Annotated in this window: 8 protein-coding genes and 1 CRISPR repeat array (1 of these 9 running past the window's edge); of the genes, 4 read left to right on the forward strand and 4 right to left on the reverse strand. The window is 65.8% G+C overall.

What is annotated here, in order from left to right; translation table 11 throughout:
• Positions 1-1,155 precede the first annotated feature (1,155 nt).
• Together O7605_RS29770 and prfH are read left to right on the forward strand one after the other, a co-directional pair.
• Positions 1,156-2,358, forward strand: coding sequence for an RNA ligase RtcB family protein (locus O7605_RS29770; protein WP_269742290.1), 1,203 nt, complete (start codon positions 1,156-1,158; stop codon positions 2,356-2,358).
• Entirely contained in the window at positions 2,355-2,963 is a 609-nt protein-coding gene (prfH, locus tag O7605_RS29775) for a peptide chain release factor H (RefSeq protein WP_269742291.1), read from the forward strand. Before O7605_RS29770 ends, prfH begins: the two co-directional genes overlap by 4 nt.
• A 716-nt stretch (positions 2,964-3,679) precedes the next feature.
• On the opposite strand, the gene O7605_RS29780 is transcribed toward prfH, so the two are convergent.
• From O7605_RS29780 to O7605_RS29795, 4 genes are all read right to left on the reverse strand, one after another.
• Positions 3,680-6,775 (reverse strand): LamG domain-containing protein, encoded by a 3,096-nt coding sequence (locus O7605_RS29780; RefSeq protein WP_269742292.1) that lies wholly within the window; start codon positions 6,773-6,775, stop codon positions 3,680-3,682.
• 556 nt (positions 6,776-7,331) lie between these two features.
• Positions 7,332-13,328, reverse strand: a complete 5,997-nt coding sequence (locus O7605_RS29785; RefSeq protein WP_269742293.1) for an RHS repeat-associated core domain-containing protein — start codon at positions 13,326-13,328, stop codon at positions 7,332-7,334.
• A 981-nt stretch (positions 13,329-14,309) separates the two neighbouring features.
• Entirely contained in the window at positions 14,310-15,209 is a 900-nt protein-coding gene (locus O7605_RS29790) for a hypothetical protein (protein ID WP_269742294.1), read from the reverse strand.
• 927 nt (positions 15,210-16,136) lie between these two features.
• Entirely contained in the window at positions 16,137-17,255 is a 1,119-nt protein-coding gene (locus tag O7605_RS29795; protein WP_269741614.1) for an IS630 family transposase, read from the reverse strand.
• A gap of 1,306 nt (positions 17,256-18,561) precedes the next feature.
• Here O7605_RS29795 and O7605_RS29800 point away from each other — a divergent pair.
• Positions 18,562-19,368, forward strand: coding sequence for a hypothetical protein (locus tag O7605_RS29800; RefSeq protein ID WP_269742295.1), 807 nt, complete (start codon positions 18,562-18,564; stop codon positions 19,366-19,368).
• A gap of 129 nt (positions 19,369-19,497) precedes the next feature.
• Complete coding sequence (locus O7605_RS29805) at positions 19,498-19,740, forward strand: hypothetical protein (protein ID WP_269742296.1); 243 nt, start codon at positions 19,498-19,500, stop codon at positions 19,738-19,740.
• 431 nt (positions 19,741-20,171) lie between these two features.
• Positions 20,172-20,918: a CRISPR direct-repeat array (repeat unit 29 nt; unit sequence CTGCTCCCCGCGCACGCGGGGGTGATCCC); it runs 1,418 nt beyond the window's last position.

The following is a 20,918-nucleotide window of genomic DNA, read 5'->3' on the forward strand; positions in this document are numbered from 1 at the left end:
CGGCGCCCGACGCCGGGCCTTGCTTTCGTCCGCTGCGGCGGACCATCGACTTCAACCCTCATGGCGCTGCTCCCCATGCATGCTTTTAGCGACGGAACCGGAGGTGGAACGACACTGTCGGGAAGATCATGTGTACGAAGAGTGGTCACGTCGAGTAGCCGGCGGGCTCGACAGGCGCACCTCGCGGCCGGTGAGCCGACAGCGCGGCAACAAGCAGCAAAGAAAGCCAAAGCGGCGGCAACTGCATTAGCATCTGCCGCTGGCACAGCGCGGGGGCAAGCCGCCAGTGCGACCGACTCTGCTCCGGTTGCCGACCTCGGGCGAGAGTACCGCTGACACCGGATAGGGCGAGACCAGACGTCCTGTGTCACGCCCGGACTCGGGTCCGTCGTGAACAAGATGGCAGCAAGATCAACGCTGGCCGAGTAGTAGGCAGACGGCCGACGCATCGACTTTGAACCACGCGACCGATACGCGGACCGCACCGCGGAGACGCGTTCCCCAGTCCACCGCACATCGAGCCGAGGTGGTTCGCGCACTGCCAATCACGGACTCACGTTTTCCCCACGCCAGGGACTATCGGTGGACCATACTTGGCAGAATCCGAACCACACATACCAGCAGCTCACTGCCCTGCAATAGTCGTCTCACCGGTTCGACGTCACGCTGGGGTAACCAGTTGACGGCACTTCCGCAGGGATAAGCCACGACGGGCAAGACGTCCCACCGTCGGGCGTGGCAGCAGAGCGGGAGCGTTGTACACCGGCGGATGGGATTTGTGTCGGTGGGGCGACGTTGACCAGGGATCCATGATCGTCGTTTGTGGCGAACTGCAACTCAGGTCTAGATAACCGGGTCAGCCGATTGGTGACGCCACTGTCCCGACTCGTCTTCGAGGATCGACGCGGCAGCGACCCGGTCTGCGCACTTTCGGCGCCATCGCGCTCGTCCGAGAGTCAGCTTACCTAGCTGGACCGGGCGGGGACGTTCTCAGGCGGCGGGGTGGTTCGCTTGGACGGACCCGAAAGTCTGTTGCCGGCGACTATGAGTTCCGGGACGCTGGTGACATGACGTTCTGAGGGAAGCACCTTCGTCGCCGCCACGCCATCGCGATCGGCGGCCGTCCATCCCCCCTTTGGCGAGAAGCGAGCGTCCTTGTCCGTTAAGCCTCTCCGGCAGGAGTCCCTGCCGGCACCTACTCCTGCCACCGTTACCGTCTTCGCCTCCCCGGCCAGCTGGGTCGAGTCCGACGCCGTCGACCAGTGCCACCAGGTGGCCACCCTCGACGGCATGGTCCATGTCGCCGGCATGCCGGACCTGCACCCCGGCAAGGGCGCCCCTATCGGCGCCGCCATGACCTCGACAGTGCTCTACCCGCACCTGATCGGCTCGGACATCGGCTGCGGCATCGCCGTCTTCCCGATCGCGCTGAAGCGCGTCGTGCCGGAGCGGCTCGCCGCCCGCTTCCCCGACCTGGACCGCCCGCTCGACCCGGATCGGGACGCCGACGACCCGGCCTGGTCCGTGCTGGACGGTAACGTCCCCGCCGGCCACCTCGACGGTCTCGGTACCGTCGGACGGGGCAACCACTTCGTCGAGCTGGCCCGCGTCGGCGAGATCCTCGACCCGGGCCACGCCGCGCGGCTCCAACTCGCCACCGGCGACACCGTTCTCGTCGTGCACAGCGGGTCACGCGGCCTCGGCGAGCGGATCCTGCGTGAGCACACTGAGCTGCGAGGCGCCGGTCCCGCCGACGACCCGGCCGGGTACCTGGCCCGACACGACGACGCCGTGCGCTGGGGTTCGCTCAACCGGCGGCTGCTGGCCGCCCGGACCGCTATCGCGCTGGGCACCGAGCCGACAGCACCGATCGTCGACCAGTGCCACAACCTGGTCGAAATACGCAACGGGCACTACCTGCACCGCAAGGGCGCGGCCCCGGGCGACAGCCGAGACGTGCTCGTCGCCGGCACCCGCGGCACCCCGTCATACCTGGTGGCCGCACACGCGGGCGCGCAGGCCAACCACTCGGTGGCACACGGGGCGGGCCGCAAGATGTCCCGGGCCGACGCGCTGCGCCGGGGCCGAGCCAAGCACACGGTCGACGAGCTGCGCCGCACCCCGGTGGGTTCGCTGGTGGTCTGCGGCGATCGGCAGCTGCTGTTCGAGGAGGCCCCGACCGCGTACAAGCGAATCGAGCAGGTGATCGCCGACCTGGTCGGCCACGGGCTGGCAACCCCGGTGGCGACCACGGTCCCACTGGTCACCTACAAGACACCGGACGTGGGAGCCGCGGCCCGCAACGACCGGCGACCCGAGCGCCGGCAAGCCGAGCACCGGCGGCGGGGGCAGCGGTGAGCCCGCACCTGCTGCTGTCGGCGGGCCGGGGCCCGCAGGAGTGCGCATGGGCGCTGGCTCAGCTGCTGCGCCGACTGGACGCCGACGCCACCCGGCACGATGTGGGCGTCGTACGGCTGGAAAGCGTCGCCGGCGACCGGCCCGGCACCTACCGGTCAGTTCTGATCCGGCTCACCGGTGCAGGTGCGGAGACGTTCGCCGCCGCCTGGACCGGGACGTTGTGCTGGCAGGCGCCCAGCCCCTACCGTGCCGGCCACGGCCGGAAAAACTGGTACGTCGCCTCCCGACGCTGCGAGGTCGACGCCACGGTCAACCCGTTCACCGAGGCCGACGTAAAGGTGGTGGCCGTACGCACCGGCGGGCCCGGCGGCCAGCACCGCAACAAGGCCAGCACCGCAGCGCGGGCCACCCACCGCCCGACCGGCACCGTCGTGGTGGTCGACACCGAGCGGCAGTACGGCCTCAACCGGAGCATCGCGCTGCGGCTACTGCGGCAACGGCTCACGGCCAGTGACGAGGCGGCCGGGCGAGCGGTCGTTGCCGCCCGATGGCGCGTCCACGACGACCTGGTCCGCGGCAATCCCGTGCGCATCGAACGCCCCTGACCCACCTTCGCGCCCCCGCCCACGGGACGACACACAAAGGCGTCCTGAGCCTCTCCCGACTTGAGGCAACACCCGGGACCGCTCAAGCCAACCAAAGCCACACGAGTAAGGAATGCCTCGTAACCCCGATCTCTGCCCTTCGAGGACGATCATCCTTTGAGGACGGTCATCAAGGATGTCGGGTCCAGGTAATCTCCGCTCCTGCGGCTACGCCTGCACCTGCACCGCCTGAGACTATCGGGCCCGGCATGCCATGTTTCCTCGGACGAATCCGGAGGACACTTCGATCTACATGTCGTATGGGTACCAGTCGGCCGCGTAGCGCAGCAGCGAGCGGGGCCCGACCCCACGGGGTGTCGAAGAGAAACCACTGGTCGCACCCGAAGAAGCCGTCGATCTACCGGGCAACCTGCGCGATGCGCCGATCGAACCGGGTCAGGGACTCGGCGGGCCGCTCCGCGGGCAGCATGTTGAGAATCTCCCGGTGGACCCAGGCTTCCACCCGTACGAAAGCCCCTCGCCCAGCACAAACGTACCAGCCGCATATGCATCGGCCACCTCGCGCAGCTCGCCGCCGAGCAGCTGCCATCCAGACTTAAACCATCGTCCGATCGCCTGCTCACCCTGAACCACCCGAGCCCGGCAGGCGCTGACAGCGTGAACGGGGCAGGCCCAGGCGCCGTGCCGCGAGGCTTATGCGGCACGGCGCCACCCGGCTATGGCTCGTTGACCTGAGCCGTGATCTCAGCGTCCGTTAGGGCACCCTGCCAGACTCGGACGCGATCAATGTCACCAGTCCAGTGGTCTGCGGGGATCTGGTACTTGGAGCGGCCGATGGTGAAGGCACCAGCAGCGTGCCATGGGCTTGGAGCTGCGACCGTGCCGGCGAGCACGCCGTCGATGTACAGACGGAGCACTTGAGCGTTCGCGTCTTGGACGGCCGTCACGTGGGTCCATTTGTCTTGTACGCAAGGGCTCCCGTAGATGGTGCGAGAACTGCTGGTGGTGGCGTCGATGTTGCGGGTCATCAGTGACCAGCGGACGGTGTTCGACTGCAGGCGGCAGGTCAGAAAGAAGCCGGAAATCTGTGAGCCGTCCTGGGCGAAGACGGTCCTGGGGCCACTCCCGCCGGTCCAGCGGGCCCACGCCGAAACGGTGTAGGACTGATCTGTTCGGATGACGGGTCCTGTCGTGGTGGCTGCCCCGTTCGTGCCGTCGAAGCTCAGGCCGCTAGAGAAGTTGTAGCCGAGACCAGGTGCCCAGTCGACGGCGGGCGCGTCGGCCAGCGTAAGGGGACGTTGGTAGCCGGAAGCATCTGCTTCCTGGCGGGGCGAGTCGTCGTCGAGGTCCTCCATCTCCCAATGTCCGGACAGTACGGGCTCAACTAGGGGTTCGAGGTCGTACTCGTCGATGACGCGGTTCCAAAGCCTGACGTCGTCGATGTCGCCTTCGAAGTAGTTCTGCTGATTCCCGTTGTAGTGCACACGGCCGATTTGCATCACCCCTGTGGATGACCAGAGGGAGTTGAGAGTTTGCTCGCCTGCCAATCGGCCGTTGACATAGATGCGGATCCGTTGAGCTCCTGCGTCGTACACCCCGGCGATGTGCTGCCAGACGTTGATCGCCGCTGGAGCGGGGGCGGTGACCGAGGTGCGGGTGTGGCTTGGGCTGTCGCCCGAGAACGTGTGGAAGAACCAGCCGCCGCCGGCGTCTCGTTGCAGCTGCCATGCACCGTTGTTCGTGCCGCTGGCCGCCACGACGGATCCAAAGGTGTTCGGACTGAGGACCCGCGCCCATGCTGCGACGCTGAAGCTGCGGGAGGAGTCGATTGGCGGCGCTGCGGCGGTCGCGCCCCAGCCCCTGCCGTAGCCGAAGCCCACGGCGCGGTCTCGGCCCTGCGTTTTGTGGGCACCGAGTACACGCCCGTCCGTCCAGCTTGGATTGTTGTGCGTCGTGATGATTGGCCCGCCTGCGGGAGTGGTAGCTAGGGTGCTACCGGTTCCTTCATTCATGGCCCAGACTGCCGTAGGGGCTGAAGGGCTATCGGCCAGGAATACGTAGTCGTATGGATCGGAGGCGTTGCCAGCTGCGTCCCGGCTACGGACGGTGAGCACATTTTCACCAATATGCTTCGGGGTGACCCATACGGTGGCCGAACCGCCCAGGCTTGCCGCGCGCACCGCCAACTGAGTGCTGCCCTCGATCTGGTAGACGTAGTCGTAGACGTCAGCGACGCCATTGGCGGAGAAGGTGAACCGACCCGAGTAGCCGACACCGCCACGTACCTGGTCATTAGTTCCCAGCGGCGGAGACTCGAGATAGAGCCCGTCGGCTGGTGTAACGGTCGGGGTGACCGCCGGTGGCGAGTAGTCGACGTAGAACTCGCACCATGGTGACGGGTCTGAGGTGCCGCCGAGGGTATCTTTCGTCTGCACTTGCCAGCGGTACTGCTCCCCGTCGACCGTCTTCGTGGTCAGCTGCACCTCGGCCTTGGCGCCGCTGGCGACCCCGGAGTCCGTCTTCGGCCAACCCGACACGGCGGCCCATGAGGAGCCGTTGCGTTTCTGAAGGGTGAATACTCCCGACAGCTTCCCGCCGTTTGCACCGTCCGGGTCAGTTAGCGTTGCCTTTAGCCACGGGTAGTCGGAACGCACCATCGGTCGAGAAGTGCCCGTCACACAGGCCTGCGCTCCAGAAGTGTAGTTGGCGTGTGTGCTCAGTTGCCCTGCCGTCGGCGCGTTCGGGGGCGTGTTGTACTCCACTGACAGCTTCGTCAGCGCCGGGTCGAACTTCTTCCACCAACTCTCGGTACTCTCGCCGGAATGATCCGATTTCCGGGCTGATAGCGCGAGAGTGTAGTTAGACTGCCCCTGGTTAGCGATCAAGTCGTTCTTCAGAGTGGTGCTGCTGAATTCCATTGGCTTGTCCGGCTGGGGATCGTTCGAGCATCCCGTGCCACCCGAAGGCTTATGGGCGTTACCGGACCGCTCTTCCAACCACTTGGAGAAGCTCGGCCCCGACCAGGCCTGCTTGCCCGAACTCGTCAGGTCTGCCGTCCGCCACAAGTTCACAGGACTTGGGTCACATGACCACGAATGCGTCATTTCCGTCAGGAACTTCACTGACCGTACTGTCTTGCCCGAAAGCCCGGACAGGTTGAAGGCGAAGTACGATCGGTAGGTTCCGGAACCGTCCGGGTTACGCCCAACACGCGCCACTCCGTCACTTCGGGTAGCGTCTTGGGTGCCGCTGTAGCCCCACCGGAGTCTGTTTATTGTCGTCCACGGATCGATCACCACCGGGTAGGTAGTGTCGCTTCCCCGCAGCAACTCGAGGTCCGGACGCACAAGCAGATCCGATCCGTGGACCTCAGTTGGCAGTTCCGCCTTTCGGGCGCCATCCGGCACCGACTCCAGCGCCTCGCGTTGTTCCTGCTCGACGAACTCCTCAAGCGCCCGACTCTTCGAGGCAACTTCATCACGAAGCGCACTCGATGAATCCCACATCAAGGCGTTGCCTGTGGACAGCACAGGCGTGCCCGTGCTATCGACAATGTCGAACCCGCCACTGTCCGTAGGCCGCTTCGCTAGGCCCGCAGTGTCGAGTGTGAACCGCAGTGTCTCCAGAGCCGGGTTGTCTGCCGCCTCAGCTGACTGCACCACGAAAGCCCAGGTGAATCCATCCACCAATGCCCTTACCCGCAAGTCCACCCCGGGAAGAACAGACTCATACACCGCAGTGTCGCTATCGAGCCGCGGTGCGGGCAGGCCCGCCCCCCAAGACATCGCCACCTCGCCGGCGGCGAGCGGCACGCGAACCAAGGGACCCGAGCCGCCCGCAGAGAATCGAACCGGCACAAGCGCCGCTATCGGCGTCACGGATCCATCGGCTTGCGGGCGCAGCCGGGTATCGATCTGCCGCCAGGCACCGTCGGTCCCGTTTGTCCACCTTGGCACCGCATACGACTCCAAGACGAGCGTCCCGTCAGGATTCGCGATCGTCCGCGACGTCTCTGTCCTAGCGCTGGCGACCTCGACGGGTGCCCCTGCTCGCTCGGCGGCAGCGATTGCGTCGGCTTCCGGGGGCGAAGTATCAGCGCTTGTAGGTCCTGCCGGAAGGGCCGACATCTTCGCGACGGCGGCTGGCGGTGCTGTGGTAGCGCCGGTAGTAGCGATCAGAAGGGACGTCAGAGCCGCCACTCCCGCAGCACGCCATGGGCGTACCAGGTAAAAGGGGTTTCTCACCCGCAACCTCACTTAACAGTTATTTGTCCCGGGAGGGGAAAGGTAATGACAGAATCGACGTTTTGAAACGGCCAGCGTGCACGCTGGCCGTTTCAAACATCTTAAGTTGTGGTCGGTGGCTACCTCAGCCCGCGAGCCCGAAGTCCCCGCGCCTCGGTGGCTGTGGTCGCGGCAGTGGCTGAGGCTGGGGCCTGGACATTTGAGTTGCTGTCCGCGAACCTGCGATTGCGGCAGCTCCCGCCACTCCCAGTCGAATTATTAGATATCCGCCGATAAATACTCCAGTGAACAGAATGACGTCGCTGGCGAAGCTACTACGCTCGACGGCATCCCTCGTCAAAGCCTCCTTCCATCTATCCGCCTGCTCGTTCTGATCGCTGGCGATATCCTCCGCCTCTCGAAGGTTGGCTGACGCCTCAGCAGGGGCCCTCTTACTATCCCTCCACTGCTCATACAGTTGCACGCCGTCTTTTTCGCCGTTATACACGGTTGTCCTGCCCCGCGTATCTCCAAGTTGCGGAGAGGTCTCTCGCTGGGGATTGAACACTCGATTCGGCCCTGCGATTACCCGCCTGTTCTTTACCCTGGGATCAAACACGACCTTAGAAATATGCTCCTCAAGCGCCCCTGGGGCGACCGCCTTTTGGCGCTCAGGCTTCACTTCCCAGACCCACACTTCACCCTTCTTGCAGTTCCAACAGATAATGTCGGCACCCTTGGTGATGCCGAAAGCGTCACTGCTAATGACAGCGTGAGGGAAGTTCTTTTTCAGATTTCGCACCCGCAGGAGAACTGCGGTGGCGTGGGCTGCAGTGTTACCGTGCGTCCTTGGGTCGCTCTTCTGGTTGGCCTTGGCTGTGCTTTGCTTCCGCGTTGCCGCATCACGTTCGGCCTTTGCGGAACTCTTGGCGACGTTTCCTTCGAGCCAGCGGAGGCCAGTTGGGTCACTAAAACTGATGGGGCTGTTGTTGGCGTAGATGTAGGCGTTCATCTGTTGCGGGTCGAATTGGTCGAGTACTGGGTCTACGGACAGGAAACGTCCCAGGAGGGGGTCGTACATGCGCTCCCCGACCTGGGTTAGTCCGGTGCTGTCCTTGTAGCCACCGACGAAGCCACGGGGGTTGGGCCAAGTCGCCTGTGTCCCGCGTTCATTGCCGTAGGGCGTTTGCCTGCGGCGCGTGACGGTTTGAGCGGCATCACCGGTGACTGCAACCTGGCCGGTGCCTTGGTGGTCGTCGGCGAGCCAGGTGATACCGCTGGTGGTGCGTTGGGCGACGACCTCGTCTCCAAAGTGGTAGTAGCGAGTGGCGTGTACCGCCCCTGTTGTCTTCGTGAGTCGTAGTTCCATGGGTCCGAGGTGCAGGGTGGAGTTGGTCGGGTCGCGGGTGATGAGTCGACCGCCGGCGACGTCGGTGACGTAACTGCTGGTGCCGGCGGAGTCGGTGATGGTTTCGAGGTAGCCGTCCGGGGTCCAGGTCACGGTTTGTTGTCCATTCGGACCAGGACGCGTGGTCGTGTTGCCTGCTTCGTCGTAGGCGTAGCTGGTGGTGATGGTGCCGGTGTCGTCGGTTCGGGTGGCGGTGGCAACGCTGTGTGGCTGCTTGTTTCCGGCGTCCGGGTAGGTGTAGGTGGTGGTGACGTCACCGGTGGCCGTGCCATGCTCGGTTTGGCTGAGCCGGTTGCCTACCCGCCCCCTTGGGTCGGTCGGGGTGCCGAAGTCCCAGGAGTGCCAGTACTTGGCCGGTCCGCCGAGCCCGGCGACGGTAGGTACCGCGTCGCAGTCGTGCGATGCCGGCGTCCATGCCTGGGTTAGGCGGCGGAGGTGGTCATAGGTGAAGCACTGGCTGTCTCGGCCGCTGCCGGGGTTGTCGTCGATCTTTTCGATGTTGCCGGCTTCGTCGTAGCTGAAGATGCTGTTGGCAATGTAGGAGGGCGCCACCGACCGGATCACTGGCCGGCGGGAAATCCGACCTGTCGCCTCCTCGTAGTATTGGCCAGATTGCACGAACGGAGCACCGGTGAGAGCGGTCGACCGGGTAATGAGGTTCGGCTGGTTCAGGTTGGAGTAGCTGGCCTCAATGACGTAGTGAGTGGCGTCCCCATAGTCGGTTTTCAGTTGGCTGGGGAATGCCTGGTTACTGTCATAGGCGTAGGTTAGGACTTCTTGCGCCAAGCCGCCTGCGGCCGGCAGCGTAACGGTATTTGCCGATCCGTCTGGGTTGTAGGTTTGACGGAGACTGTAGGTGCCGGCGAGCCCGCCTTCTACGGGTGGGATCGTGTAACGGATTTGGGTAGGCCGGTACCGCGCATCGACGGTCAGGTTCTCCGTCCTGTACTCGTGGCCGTCAGTCCACCGAGAGGAGGAACGCAGGACACCCTTGGCTGGTAGGTCGTAGACCCATGAGGCAACCAGCGGACCTGTCGCCGAGTCTTTCCGCGTGGCGGTGAGGCGTCCCAGCTCGTCGTAGGTGGAATGCAGGGCGACCCCGCGCTCGTCGGTGACGGTCGCGACCTGGTCGAAAGTGTTGTACGCCGTGGTGGTTTCCCCGCGGTCCGGGTCGTCGGCGAAAGTTTGTCGGCCGCGGATGTCGTACTGGTAGGACCAGGTGTTGCCCGACGCGTCAGAGACCGACTTGAGCGGCCCGGTCGGATCGTAGGTGTAGGTAGTTTTGTCGTACCCGCCCGTCGGAGTCTTTCCGTGGTACTGCCGGAGCTCCGTAGTGCGACCAAGCGCGTCCGTCCAGGTGGAAGTGGGGATGCCGCCATCGGGTGGGGTGGTCGCGACGTGGTCACCGTGGTAGGTGGTCGAGGTGCGCCACTTCTCTATGCCCTTTGAGAACTGGATCGCGTGAGCGAGACGTCCAGCTGTGTCGAAGAGGGTTCTGGTCTGGTTAGGGATGTCCAGGTCATTGCCGAGGTACAGGGTCGTGCCGGCCGTACCGTTGTGGTAGTAGGCGTTGTTTTCCTTCCAGGCGCGTCCCGCCGCGTCGTAGAAGGTGTCGGTCAGAACTCGGCCGCCTCCCCATGCGGCCTGCTGAGTTTGGCGATCGCGGCCGAGCGCGTCGTACAGCGTGTAGGCCGTGCGGTAGCCGCCTCGGGCGTCGATCTCCTCCACTTTCGCACTCGAAACGGTGTTGGTCGCGACGGTGTAGGTGTATCGCTTCGACGGGGTGTCCGGGAAGGTCGCTCTCGCGCGGTCGGGGTGCCATAGCGCCGCCGTGCGGCCCAACGCGTCGTGAGCGACCTCAGTGACGCGGGAGTTTGTGTCAGTCGTCTTGACCGTGGCTCCGGTTGCTGGGTCGAGCTCCTTGGTGTCCGTCCACAGCAGGGGGTTGGTGGTAACGATCTTTGTCAGCGGGCCGCCTTCGGTCGGTGTGTAATCCGTCCTCGTGACTCCGCCGGTGATGTCCGTGGATTGTTTCGGGCGGCCGTGGGCGTCGTGCGTCATCGTGGCAACCTGCTGGTAGAGCCGGCTGCCGCCGTTCCAGTCTGTGATCTCGTCGACTGCTGTGATCACACCTCTGGTCGGGGCGACTCCGTAGGCCTTGCCGTCGTAGCGGTAGCGAGTATCCCCGATCACTTGGGAAGCGCTGGTTGGCGGGGTGGCACAGGGTCCGGCCCATCCGTGGGCGCGTTTGACGGAGTTCAGTAACCAACTGTCACCGGTGGTGTTCCGGATGTACTCGGTCAATGAGCAGCGAGTATCGGTGTCGATCGCCTCGTCCCCTTGGTCTTCAAGGGAGACCGGCATGCCGTAGTCGTCGTAGCTGGTAACAGTCCTCGTACGACGCCATCCTCCGCCGTCGATGGCGGTACGTGTACGAACAGTGCCAACTGCTACGAAGCGGGCGTCCGCGGTCGGGGTCCCGGAGCGGGTTGCCGTCGCCGCCGACCGCCACGGGTCGCTCACACTGGCGGACACGATGCTCGTGCCGTTCCAGCTGATCTGCTCGCGGGGCATGCCCGCGAAAGCATCATGGTCGGTAGCCGCTCCACCCTCTAGTCCTTGCACCGTGACTGACCGGGTACCGCCAGCAGCGAGCTTGTCACCGTGCATTCCCCGGAAATAGAGGGTCTCGGTCTTGGTCCGTGTGGCGCCCTCACCGACGTACGTGATCACTCTCGGGTAGCCACGCCACTCACCCCAACTCTTGCGGCTGGCGGGGATGAGACCGTTGTCGTCGGAGTAACGCCAGAGCGGCAGATTATCGGGGTTCAGGTACTCGTACGAGGTACGGAGTGGCCGGGCACCGCCAGTGTGATCGATGTGTTGGACCTCAGTGACGACATACTTGTGGAAGTAGTCAGTGACTGGGCTCGTGTACGACTGAGGGATCCACTTCACGGGGAAGCATCGCAGGGTGTTGTGGTCCAGATCCGTGGGCTTAGGGCCGCTGGTGGCGCACTGCTGAGGGCTGTAGGTCACATAGATCTCACCGCCTGTCTCGGTGCGAATCGAGTTGACCCGCCACCAGTTCATCGCTAGGGCCCAGTCGCTGCCCGAGGAGTCCACTCGATTAGGCATCTGGGTTCCAGCGAACGTCACCTCCGGGAGGGTCACCGTCGTGCCGTTGAGGCCCCGACGGGTGATCCCGGCCAGCCATAGGCCGGCACGAGTGCCGTCGCCGGGATCGGGGAACGTGTGCCGCAAGGTCCACGAACTTGCGTTCTGGTACGCCGATCCCTTTCGCACCTTGGTGGTCACCGTGGTAAGCCTTTTGGCGGACCAGAAGGTCGGCGAGGCGTTACGGCAGGGATTGGTGCTCGCGGTGCACTCCTGGTCCCAGGGGGTGTCCGGCCAAGTGGTGGCATTCTTCGTGGTGCAGTTCGACAAGCAGCGGTCGGAGTAGGCGAACTCGACCCGGGCCGGCGCGGTTTGGACGTAAGGGCTGGTGGCCGCATATTCGGTGTCGTCTCGGTTGTCCGTGCCGTAGTCGATCCGAGTCAGGTACGCGGCCCGATCGTAGATGACGGGAGCGGCAGCGGCCTGATTGCGGGCGTAGTAGTTGGTCTCCTTGGTCCACCACAGCGACATCGTGTTGCCGTGCACGTCCTCGACATAGTCGAGGTTCCACCGCCAGGCCTGTCGTTTCCCGCCGCAGTCCGACGCGGCGAACGTCGTCTGGTGGCACGGCTCCCCCGGGTTGTTGCCGAACACCGGCGCCGTCAGCACCGAGTTCGTCGTTGGTCGGCCCGATGACCATCCCGGCAGCTGGTGCCGGCCGAACCAGTACCGGGTACCGTCGGCGGTGGTTACCTTCCAATACTCGTTGTCGTTATCACCGTTGCTGTAGGCCGGAGTCGTCAGCAACTCGACCTTCGATCCGTCTTCCTTACGTGGATGCCACTTACCGTCCGCACTCTTCAGCAATTCGACCGTGGTGCCAGCCAGCGACAGCACGGCGTTCTCACTGCCCCAGCAGAGGTCGCCGGTCTTGGTCGTGTTGTTGGCGTTACCACCCATGTCGTCGCTGCATGCCTTGTAACGACGTTCGACAAAGCCGGGTGAGTAGTCAAATCCTTCGCCAATCGGTCCAGGCTGGTTGTTGCTGGCCGCATTCAGTCCATCAACCGCCTGCGACGAGTAGGCAAGCGCCAATGCTGGTGCGGGGCCACCGACGGCCGGTGGAGCCTCCATGGGATACGACCACTGGAAACCGCCAGTCGAACCGCTGTGCCCCCACGTCGATGCGGGTGCCAAACTTGATGCCGAATAGTCACCAGCACCGCCGGACGGGCCGGCTTCTAGAGCCAGCAAGGTCCCCGTCGATGCCGCCGTGCCAGTCAACCCGAGCCGCCGAGCGTCCGCTGTGGACACTGCGTCCCGCATCGGTGCTGCTGCCACAACAGCCGTCACCTTCTGCGATCGCACGTCGTTGCGTGATGGCAAGGGCATGCCCGTGCATCCCGCCGTGCCCGGCGAAGTCACGGCACAGTCTGGCACCTGCACCAGCCGCAGCCGAGAGGCCCAGTCCCCGCCGAAGGCCGCAGCGAACCCCGCATAGTCCAGAGTCACCTCGACCTGGCCCGGTGCTGCGACGGCATCTACGCGGCCGACCCGCAACAGGAGGCCGCCGCGCATTCCCGCCGCCTCTGCGGCCGCTCTCGACAGCAGCTCCACCCTCACCTTGTCGGGCTGATTCGGTGCTACCGTCTGGCTTGTCTCCCCTGCCGTGACCACGGGACGTACCGTCACGGGCAGGGAGCCGGCCCCCTCCACTGCCGACGCCCCCAAACGAGTCCCTGCCCCCGAGAGAGTCACCTCCGTCGCACCTGCCGCAGGCCACACCGGCTGCGGTCGACGAATCTCCGCTGCCGATTGCGTAGCATCCGCACCCGGGGTAGTAGCCGAAGCCGGCATTCCAGACACGGAGTCGTAGCGCTGCCTGTTCAACTTTTCGGCTGCTGCGACGGGCGCCGCACTCGCCGGCACATAACCAGGCAGCGTGACAACGAGTACTGCTGCCATGCCTGCCGAGACGAACGACCTGCCTAACCACGGCCACGTCCCGGTCGATCTATGCCGCGCTCGCGCACCGCCAAACGACGACCTATGAAACCCGACCACACATGCCTCCTGACCAGTTTTGAGTGCATTCCGTCGCGCTAGTGCCCGGCGGGTCTAGCGGAAAAGTGGGTGCCCGACACGCGCGTTGGTCGCGCAAACTCAGACTCAGAGTTACCGACCCACCTGCGTTAGGATGGGTCGACTCACGGTCAGTTGGGCCAAGAGGCAGCTTTCAAAGGGCTTAGTCAAACCGGATCAAGTGACAGCCGACAACGGGCTCGGGTTCATCACGCCGACCGCCGGTCTTGACTCACCCAAGCTGGCCGGGCAATGAAGATCGTCGAACTGGAATCCACGCGGGTGCAAGAAACATGTCCGCGACTTAATCAGCCTCGTCGCACTCGTTGGAACCACGTCCACGCCGGCCTCCGCCCCGCTTGCAAGTTGCGGCTGAACGTAGATCAACAAGCGGAACGTGTCAACACCTTCAGCGCTGCGTTACCTAGCGTGACGGCAAACGATGCCGCCACAAGGGGAAGGGGAAGGTCGTTGACCACGCCGGTCTCCGGCGTAACGCCCGCGTGCGGGCGCTCGTCACCTGAGGTCAGCCTCGAATGTTGAGGCGTAGGCTTTGGCGGGGAGGACGGGCCGGAGTGCCCTGAAGACGCGTTTGGCGTGGTCGTTGGTGTAGCCGGCGGCGGTATCTGCGGCTTGGAGCCACCAACTGCCACTCGACAAACGATCGACCGCGATGAACGCCCCGCTGTCGACCAGTTGCTGCCCCCCGCCGAGCCGGTCAACCAAGATGTCGGGTAGAACTGTCACCCACGAATAGCCGCGCAGCACCTGGCCGACCTCCCGTATCGACTCCTGAGGCTGGATGTAGAGCCGGTACTCAAGGCCGGTCATGCTGTAGATGCCGTAGTCGAAACCGATCTGTCCGAACAGCGGGCCGGCCTGGTCGGCGGCGCGGCGGAAGAACGTGGACAGAGTAGCTTCGTGTTCGGCGGCATCAAGCAGGTTCGTGCGAGGTGCCTCTAGGCTGAGAAGGACGAACTCGCGTCCATCCACGTGCCGACGAACGCATCTGATGCTGAGCATTCGGGGAGAGATGTCGACACCCTTGGCTGGTCGCCCATCGACGTCACTCCATGCCATCTCATACACGCTGATATCGTGAATCTGGGCACCACCGCGACGTGCGTCGTTAAGAAAGCGCCGCCATTCCTGCGGATCGTACGGCGCTCCGTTACTACTCTGCCCTTCACATGGGACCCTAGCTAGCCAGGCATCCACCCCGTACGGGAAGTTCTTACCACCCCGCACAAACGTGCCCGCCGCCTGTGCATCGGCGACATCCCGCAGCGATCCCCCAAGCAGTCGCCACCCAGACTCAAACCACTGCCCGATCGCCTGCTCACCCCGAGCGGGATCTGCGGAAAAATCGATGACAAGCTGCGCGTGTGCCAGCTTCGGCCGCCCGTCCCTGTTCATCAGCCCTCCTCCTAGTCGGAGGATCCTACGGGGGCCCAGCAGCCGTCACCACCCTCTCTGAGGTACCACCGAGAAATGCGGTGGCGGCCGAGTCGTTTCCGGGAGTCCTGCGGGCCAACACGGGGTTGGATTGCGCCGACACTGCCACACCCCAACCGGGCTCCTCAGCGTCGCCTGGATGGGAGGATCGACGCATCACCGGCACAGCTTCCTCCGCCAACGCGCCCAGCACCTCATCGGCAACATCAGTCACCAAATGATGGTGGCTCAGTCAGTAGCCAGCAGCTGCCTCGGCATCCGGTCTGCCGTCGGCCCGCGCTTCGGGGGCAGGCTGACGACTGTTCCGCCACGGCCCACGGACCTCGACGCCTCAGCGTTCGCTGGCGGACCGGGCGGCGGCGATGGCGGCGGCGCGGGTCGCTTTGGCGGCCTCGGTGGTGAGGCGGGCGAGGGGTGCGAGGGCGTCGCGGAGGGTCCGGGCGACCCAGCGCCGAGCCCGACCCGACTCCGCCGAGCCGAGGCCGTCTGCGCTCAGTACGCCGCCGACGGCTACGACCTCACCCTCGGGTAGCTGTACTACCAGTTCGTGGCCTGCGGCTGGATCTCTACAGATGCGCAGCTACAACTTCATGGCGTCATGACCACAGTCATGAGCAATCCGATTGGCGATGCTGTCTTGCCGATCGGTGCGCTGGTGTGCACGGAGCGGAAAGTAAGCGCCGAATGGGTTACGGCAACTGACGACGACCGTTAGAGTCGGCTCCGTTCGCGCGACCTGTGAGGTCGCGTGCGAGGGACCGGCCGCCGCCCGCATCCGAAACGACGCGACGGCCGATCCGCCGGCGGATCCCCGCCTGTCAGCTCAGTAGCTGTCAGGTGGGGATCCAGCCCGCTAGTGCCTTGACCACGAAGGTTCGCGGTGTTGGGTCAGGCTGCGAGGGCGGCGGGTTGGCCCCAGCGTTGTTGGCGTTCGCTGCGGATGCGGGCTCGTTCGCGGCGTTGGGCGGCCAGGACGTCGGGGTGGCGGGCGTTGGCGTTGCGCCAGCGCAGGTAGGTCTGCAGCTTTCGAGTCAGCGCCGGGTGGTTCGGGTGGTTGGAGCCGGCGATGACGAAGGTGCGTAGCGGCCCGAACTGGGCTTCGATCGGGTTGGCCCAGGAGGCGTAGGTCGGGGTGAAGCAGAGCTCGACCTTGTTGCGGGCCGCCCATGCCCGGATCTTGCGGCCTTTGTGCGCGGACAGGTTGTCCAGGATGACGTAGATCGGTGCCCCGTCCGGGCGGGCGGCGCGGATCGACGTGAGTGCGGCCAGGGTGTTCGCGGCGCTCTTGCGGCGCCGGACGACACCCCAGAGCTGGTCGTCGCCGACGGAGTAGCAGCCGTGGAACTGCCGGACGCCGTGCAGCTTGTGGTAGTTCGCGGGCAGCCGGTGCGGATGGCCTGCGGGTGCCCACCCGGCGCCGGGCTGGGGGCGGATCACGAGGGGTCCGAACTCGTCGAAGGCGAACACCCGTTGTGGGAAGTGGGTGCTGACGTACTCGATCCGGGCGAGTTTGGCATCGCGCTGCGGGTCGGTGGACTCCTTCCACGTCTTGGTCCGCTGGAAGGTGATCCGGTGCCGGTGCAGGATCTGCCGCAACCGTTCCCGCCCGATCCGGACCCGGCGGGTGGCATGCAGGCGCAGGTGGTCGGCGAGCTTGCGGATGCTCCACCGGGTGAACGGCCGCCCCAGCTTCTCGGGGCGGGTGTTGGCCGTCTCGACGATGAACTGCTCTTCGTCGCTACTGATGTGGCGGGGACGGCCACCCGCCCACTGAGGGTCCAGGCTGGCCATCCCCATCTCGTTGAACCGGTGAATGACCTGCCGGATCGTGTCCTCATCGGCTTGGACCAAGCGGGCGATCGCCGGCACCGTGTTCCCACCGGCCGAGGCGAGCACGACCATCGCCCGCCGTAGTCGGATCGGAGAACCGGTTCCCCGGCGGGTGATTCTGAGCAGCTGCTGACCTTCCTGGTCACTCAGCCGCCGCACGCGTACAAGATCTGCCACCGCCACAGCCTGACCCGCACAACGCCGCCCGCCCGACAGGCCGCGCGGCGTGTCAACCAACACCGTGAACGTTCGTGGTCACGGCACTAGGGCGCTTACAAGAGTCGCCAGCGCACCGATCAGAGCGGCCCAGGCGAGCAACCGCGCTGTGTGGCGGTCGGGCACCTGGGTCGTCTCGTCACGGTTGGGGGCTTGGTCCTCTCGCTCCGCTCCCAACTCGTCACCTCCCTCTACTGCGTCGGAAATCGGCGACCGCAGCGGGGTTTGTGCAGTGGAAACGGTACTGGGTTGAGGCACGGCGGGACATCGGGGTGCTGGTGCGTGGAATTTCCGTCGCACCAACTTGAGCTGATGTGCAAGCTTCTATATTCGCAGGTAGTGGGGATGGGGCGATCTGCCGTCAGGGGCTGGCGTGTCGTGGCTGGTGGTGCCTCTGTGCGACGGGGTGACTGATATTCGCGCCCAGTGTGAACCAAGATTCTTAGGCGTCACGCTGGGGCCTCTCGATCGTTAGGTGCTAGTCCCGTTGACGGGACTAGCACGGACGAACAGCATAAACAATGCAACACTTGGGGGTGTGGGTGAGCGACCCGCGCAGGCTGGAGACCCCGATGGAAGGCTCCACCGCCCACGAGGTTCGGACCTACACCTTCCGCGTCCGCACCCCGCAGCCCTTACCACCTCCGAAGGAATCCAGGCCGTCCGCGACAGCCTGACCAGCACGAGCGCCGGTACCGCGCCGCCATGGCCGACACCTTCGCCGTGCTCGGCACCAGCCGAGACGACGACCTCCCGTTCTGGCCACCCCCGCCCAGGGGCCGGACCGTCGGCCGCCCGGCCGGTGGCGGCTGAACCTCGAAGGACCGCGTGGCGTGCGCAGTGAGAATGGCGGACAGGCAGGCCGAGGCCCGCCGGGAGCTGTCGTGAGCACCCGAAGGCGGCCGTGCACGGCGAAGGTGCACGGCACCGCGTCCCGCGTACTCCTGGCACCGCTGCCGCTCCGGAGGCCCGCGCCGTGGGGTCGACCCGACGGACGGCCACCCGCCGGGCTTCTGGGGTGCAGCAGGCACCTCCGGCCATCCCGGCCCAGGCCGCCGCGCATAACCCCGGAGCCGGGCCGCCCGTTGACCTCTGTGCCGCAGACCGCTATCCGCCACGACACCCGCCGGCCCTACCGATACAACAAGGAACACTGAGCGTTGATGTATGGGTCCAGTTTGGGGTGTCGCAGATGTGGCGGCACACCGCGAACCCCCTGGAGAGACGACCGATGCCCGCCACGGCACGATCGACCATGCCGCCGACGATGGCCGCCGAAATCGAAGCGTACGCACGACGGCTGGCGGCTGCCGGTGGTGAACGCGCCGGTCCGACTCAGGCGAAGATGCTCGCCGGCGAACTGCGGGCCGCCCACGGCCGCGCCCGCACGGTACGCGACAGCGCCGCCGCCGCCCTGCACTACCACCACGGCTGGACGTTCACGCAGCTGTGCACCGTCATCCACGGCCGCCCCAACAAAGTCGCCGCGGTCCGTGAGGCCGTCGAGAAGGCCGCCCGCACGCGCCGCACGTCCGCCGCTCGCGCCGAGGAGGCGTTGCTGCTCGCGCAGCACGACGTGCGGGAGCTGTGGGCCCTCTACAAGCGGGCGAAGGCCCTCGAAGCGGCGGCTACCGACGACGGTGCCGGGCCGGACGTCATCCTGGACCTGCCCAGCGAGCCGCGTGCCCTCATCTCGACCGCCGCCGCGCAGCTACGCGACGTCAGTTGTCAACACGCCGACATCGTGCAGCGCCGCAACCGAGCCGCCGCCGCTCTGACCGTCCACGCCGGCTGGTCGAAACGCCAGGCTGCTGGCCTGGCCGGGGCAGCGGTACGGGATCTGTACCCGCAGGAGCGGACGGCAGTACGAGGTGAGGCCGAACCGCACCTGGTAGCGGGTCTCGCGGAGGAAGCCCGACAGTTGGACGCATGGCGGGCGGCGCTGATCCAGGCGCGTGACGGCGCGATCCGGGAGCTGTCGGCCACCGTCGGCCCGGCGGAACTGGCGCGGCTCGCGCAGGTGTCCGATGAGCGGGTGGTGCAGATCCGCGACGGCAAGGCCGACCCGGAGTAACCGATCCGAACAGGACTGTTGCAGGGTTGGGGGTCGGGCTTCGGTTCGGCCCCCAACCTGCATGAACGATCTAAGTCGTGACAGACGTTGGGGTGTAGGGGTGAGCGACCCGCGCAGGATGCAGACCCCATGCACATCCCTGACGTACTCGTACTCACCAGCCGCGAAACCCGCCGCGATGAGTTCCGCGTATACGCCGACCACACCGGCGCGACCATCCACCCGACCGACGACATGGCCTCCGCCGCCCAGTGGTGGCCCGCCGTGCCGCTGGTCGTGGTCTGCCCCGAGATGGGGCCACAGGTCAGGACCTCGACCCTGCCCGACACCGACCGGCTCGGTGAGGTGATGGCGTTGCTGTCCACGCCCTGATAAGCGTCCAGACCGGCCTCGCTGTCAGCGTGACGTTCGTGGTCAACGACACGCGGACAGAGGCCGCAGCGTGACTGCTGCCCCACATGGTCACGACCATGCGGCAGCGACGGGCAATCCAGGTTCAACCTAATCGTCGACTGCAGGCTCAGCCCCTACCAAGTGACGCTGCAGATCACGAACGCGACGGACCAGGCCCGCCCGTACCGGCTGGTGAAGCAAGGTGCTGCTGAGCCTGCCACAAGTGCTCGTGGGAGTCGGCGAGCCGGGCCAGCTCCAACACCAACGCGAGGGCGGCGATCCGCCGGGTACGCTGCTCCCACGTCAGTGGTCACCCGCCGCCCTTGTAATGTCGATCCTAAGGGGCGATCTTGCAAACTAAAGTGAGTAAAATCGGGATAGTTGATCTATAGAGCCGCAGGTCAAGAAGCCTGCTCCCCGCGCACGCGGGGGTGATCCCGAGCACCAAGACCGTACGCACGGCCTGACGACCTGCTCCCCGCGCACGCGGGGGTGATCCCCGACCGGCCAAGTCGTCGGCGTCGACCTCGGACTGCTCCCCGCGCACGCGGGGGTGATCCCGAGTCCGGTGGATCGCCGGAGTACAACGCGGCCTGCTCCCCGCGCACGCGGGGGTGATCCCCAGCAGCACGGACGGGGGTCAGGGCGACCCTGCTGCTCCCCGCGCACGCGGGGGTGATCCCCTCCTCGGGCGCGAGACGATCAGCCAGGCCACCTGCTCCCCGCGCACGCGGGGGTGATCCCCCGACCGGGTACGGAACTCCAGCCGGCAGCCCCTGCTCCCCGCGCACGCGGGGGTGATCCCGACCCCCACGCCTCCACGGTGCTCGCCCACCACTGCTCCCCGCGCACGCGGGGGTGATCCCAGCAGATGGAACGCCGGGTTCTTGTGTCTTCCCTGCTCCCCGCGCACGCGGGGGTGATCCCCTGCCCGACAAGACGATCGGCACCCTGCCCTCCTGCTCCCCGCGCACGCGGGGGTGATCCCTGCAATCGTTCGTCGGGCAACCGACATCGGATCTGCTCCCCGCGCACGCGGGGGTGATCCCCCGACCTGCGTGAGCTGCCAGCGCTCCGTAGCCTGCTCCCCGCGCACGCGGGGGTGATCCCGAACCCTTCCGGCGGGCCGAGTTCCTGCGACCCTGCTCCCCGCGCAC

This window comes from Verrucosispora sp. WMMA2121, from assembly GCF_027460185.1.
Classification (GTDB): domain Bacteria; phylum Actinomycetota; class Actinomycetes; order Mycobacteriales; family Micromonosporaceae; genus Micromonospora; species Micromonospora palythoicola.

Coding starts and splice junctions, on each gene's coding strand:
- O7605_RS29790 (WP_269742294.1), bottom strand. CDS start 15,209: ATGAACAGGGACGGGCGGCCGAAGCTGGCACACGCGCAGCTTGTCATC.
- O7605_RS29800 (WP_269742295.1), top strand. CDS start 18,562: ATGGCCGCCGAAATCGAAGCGTACGCACGACGGCTGGCGGCTGCCGGT.
- O7605_RS29805 (WP_269742296.1), top strand. CDS start 19,498: ATGCACATCCCTGACGTACTCGTACTCACCAGCCGCGAAACCCGCCGC.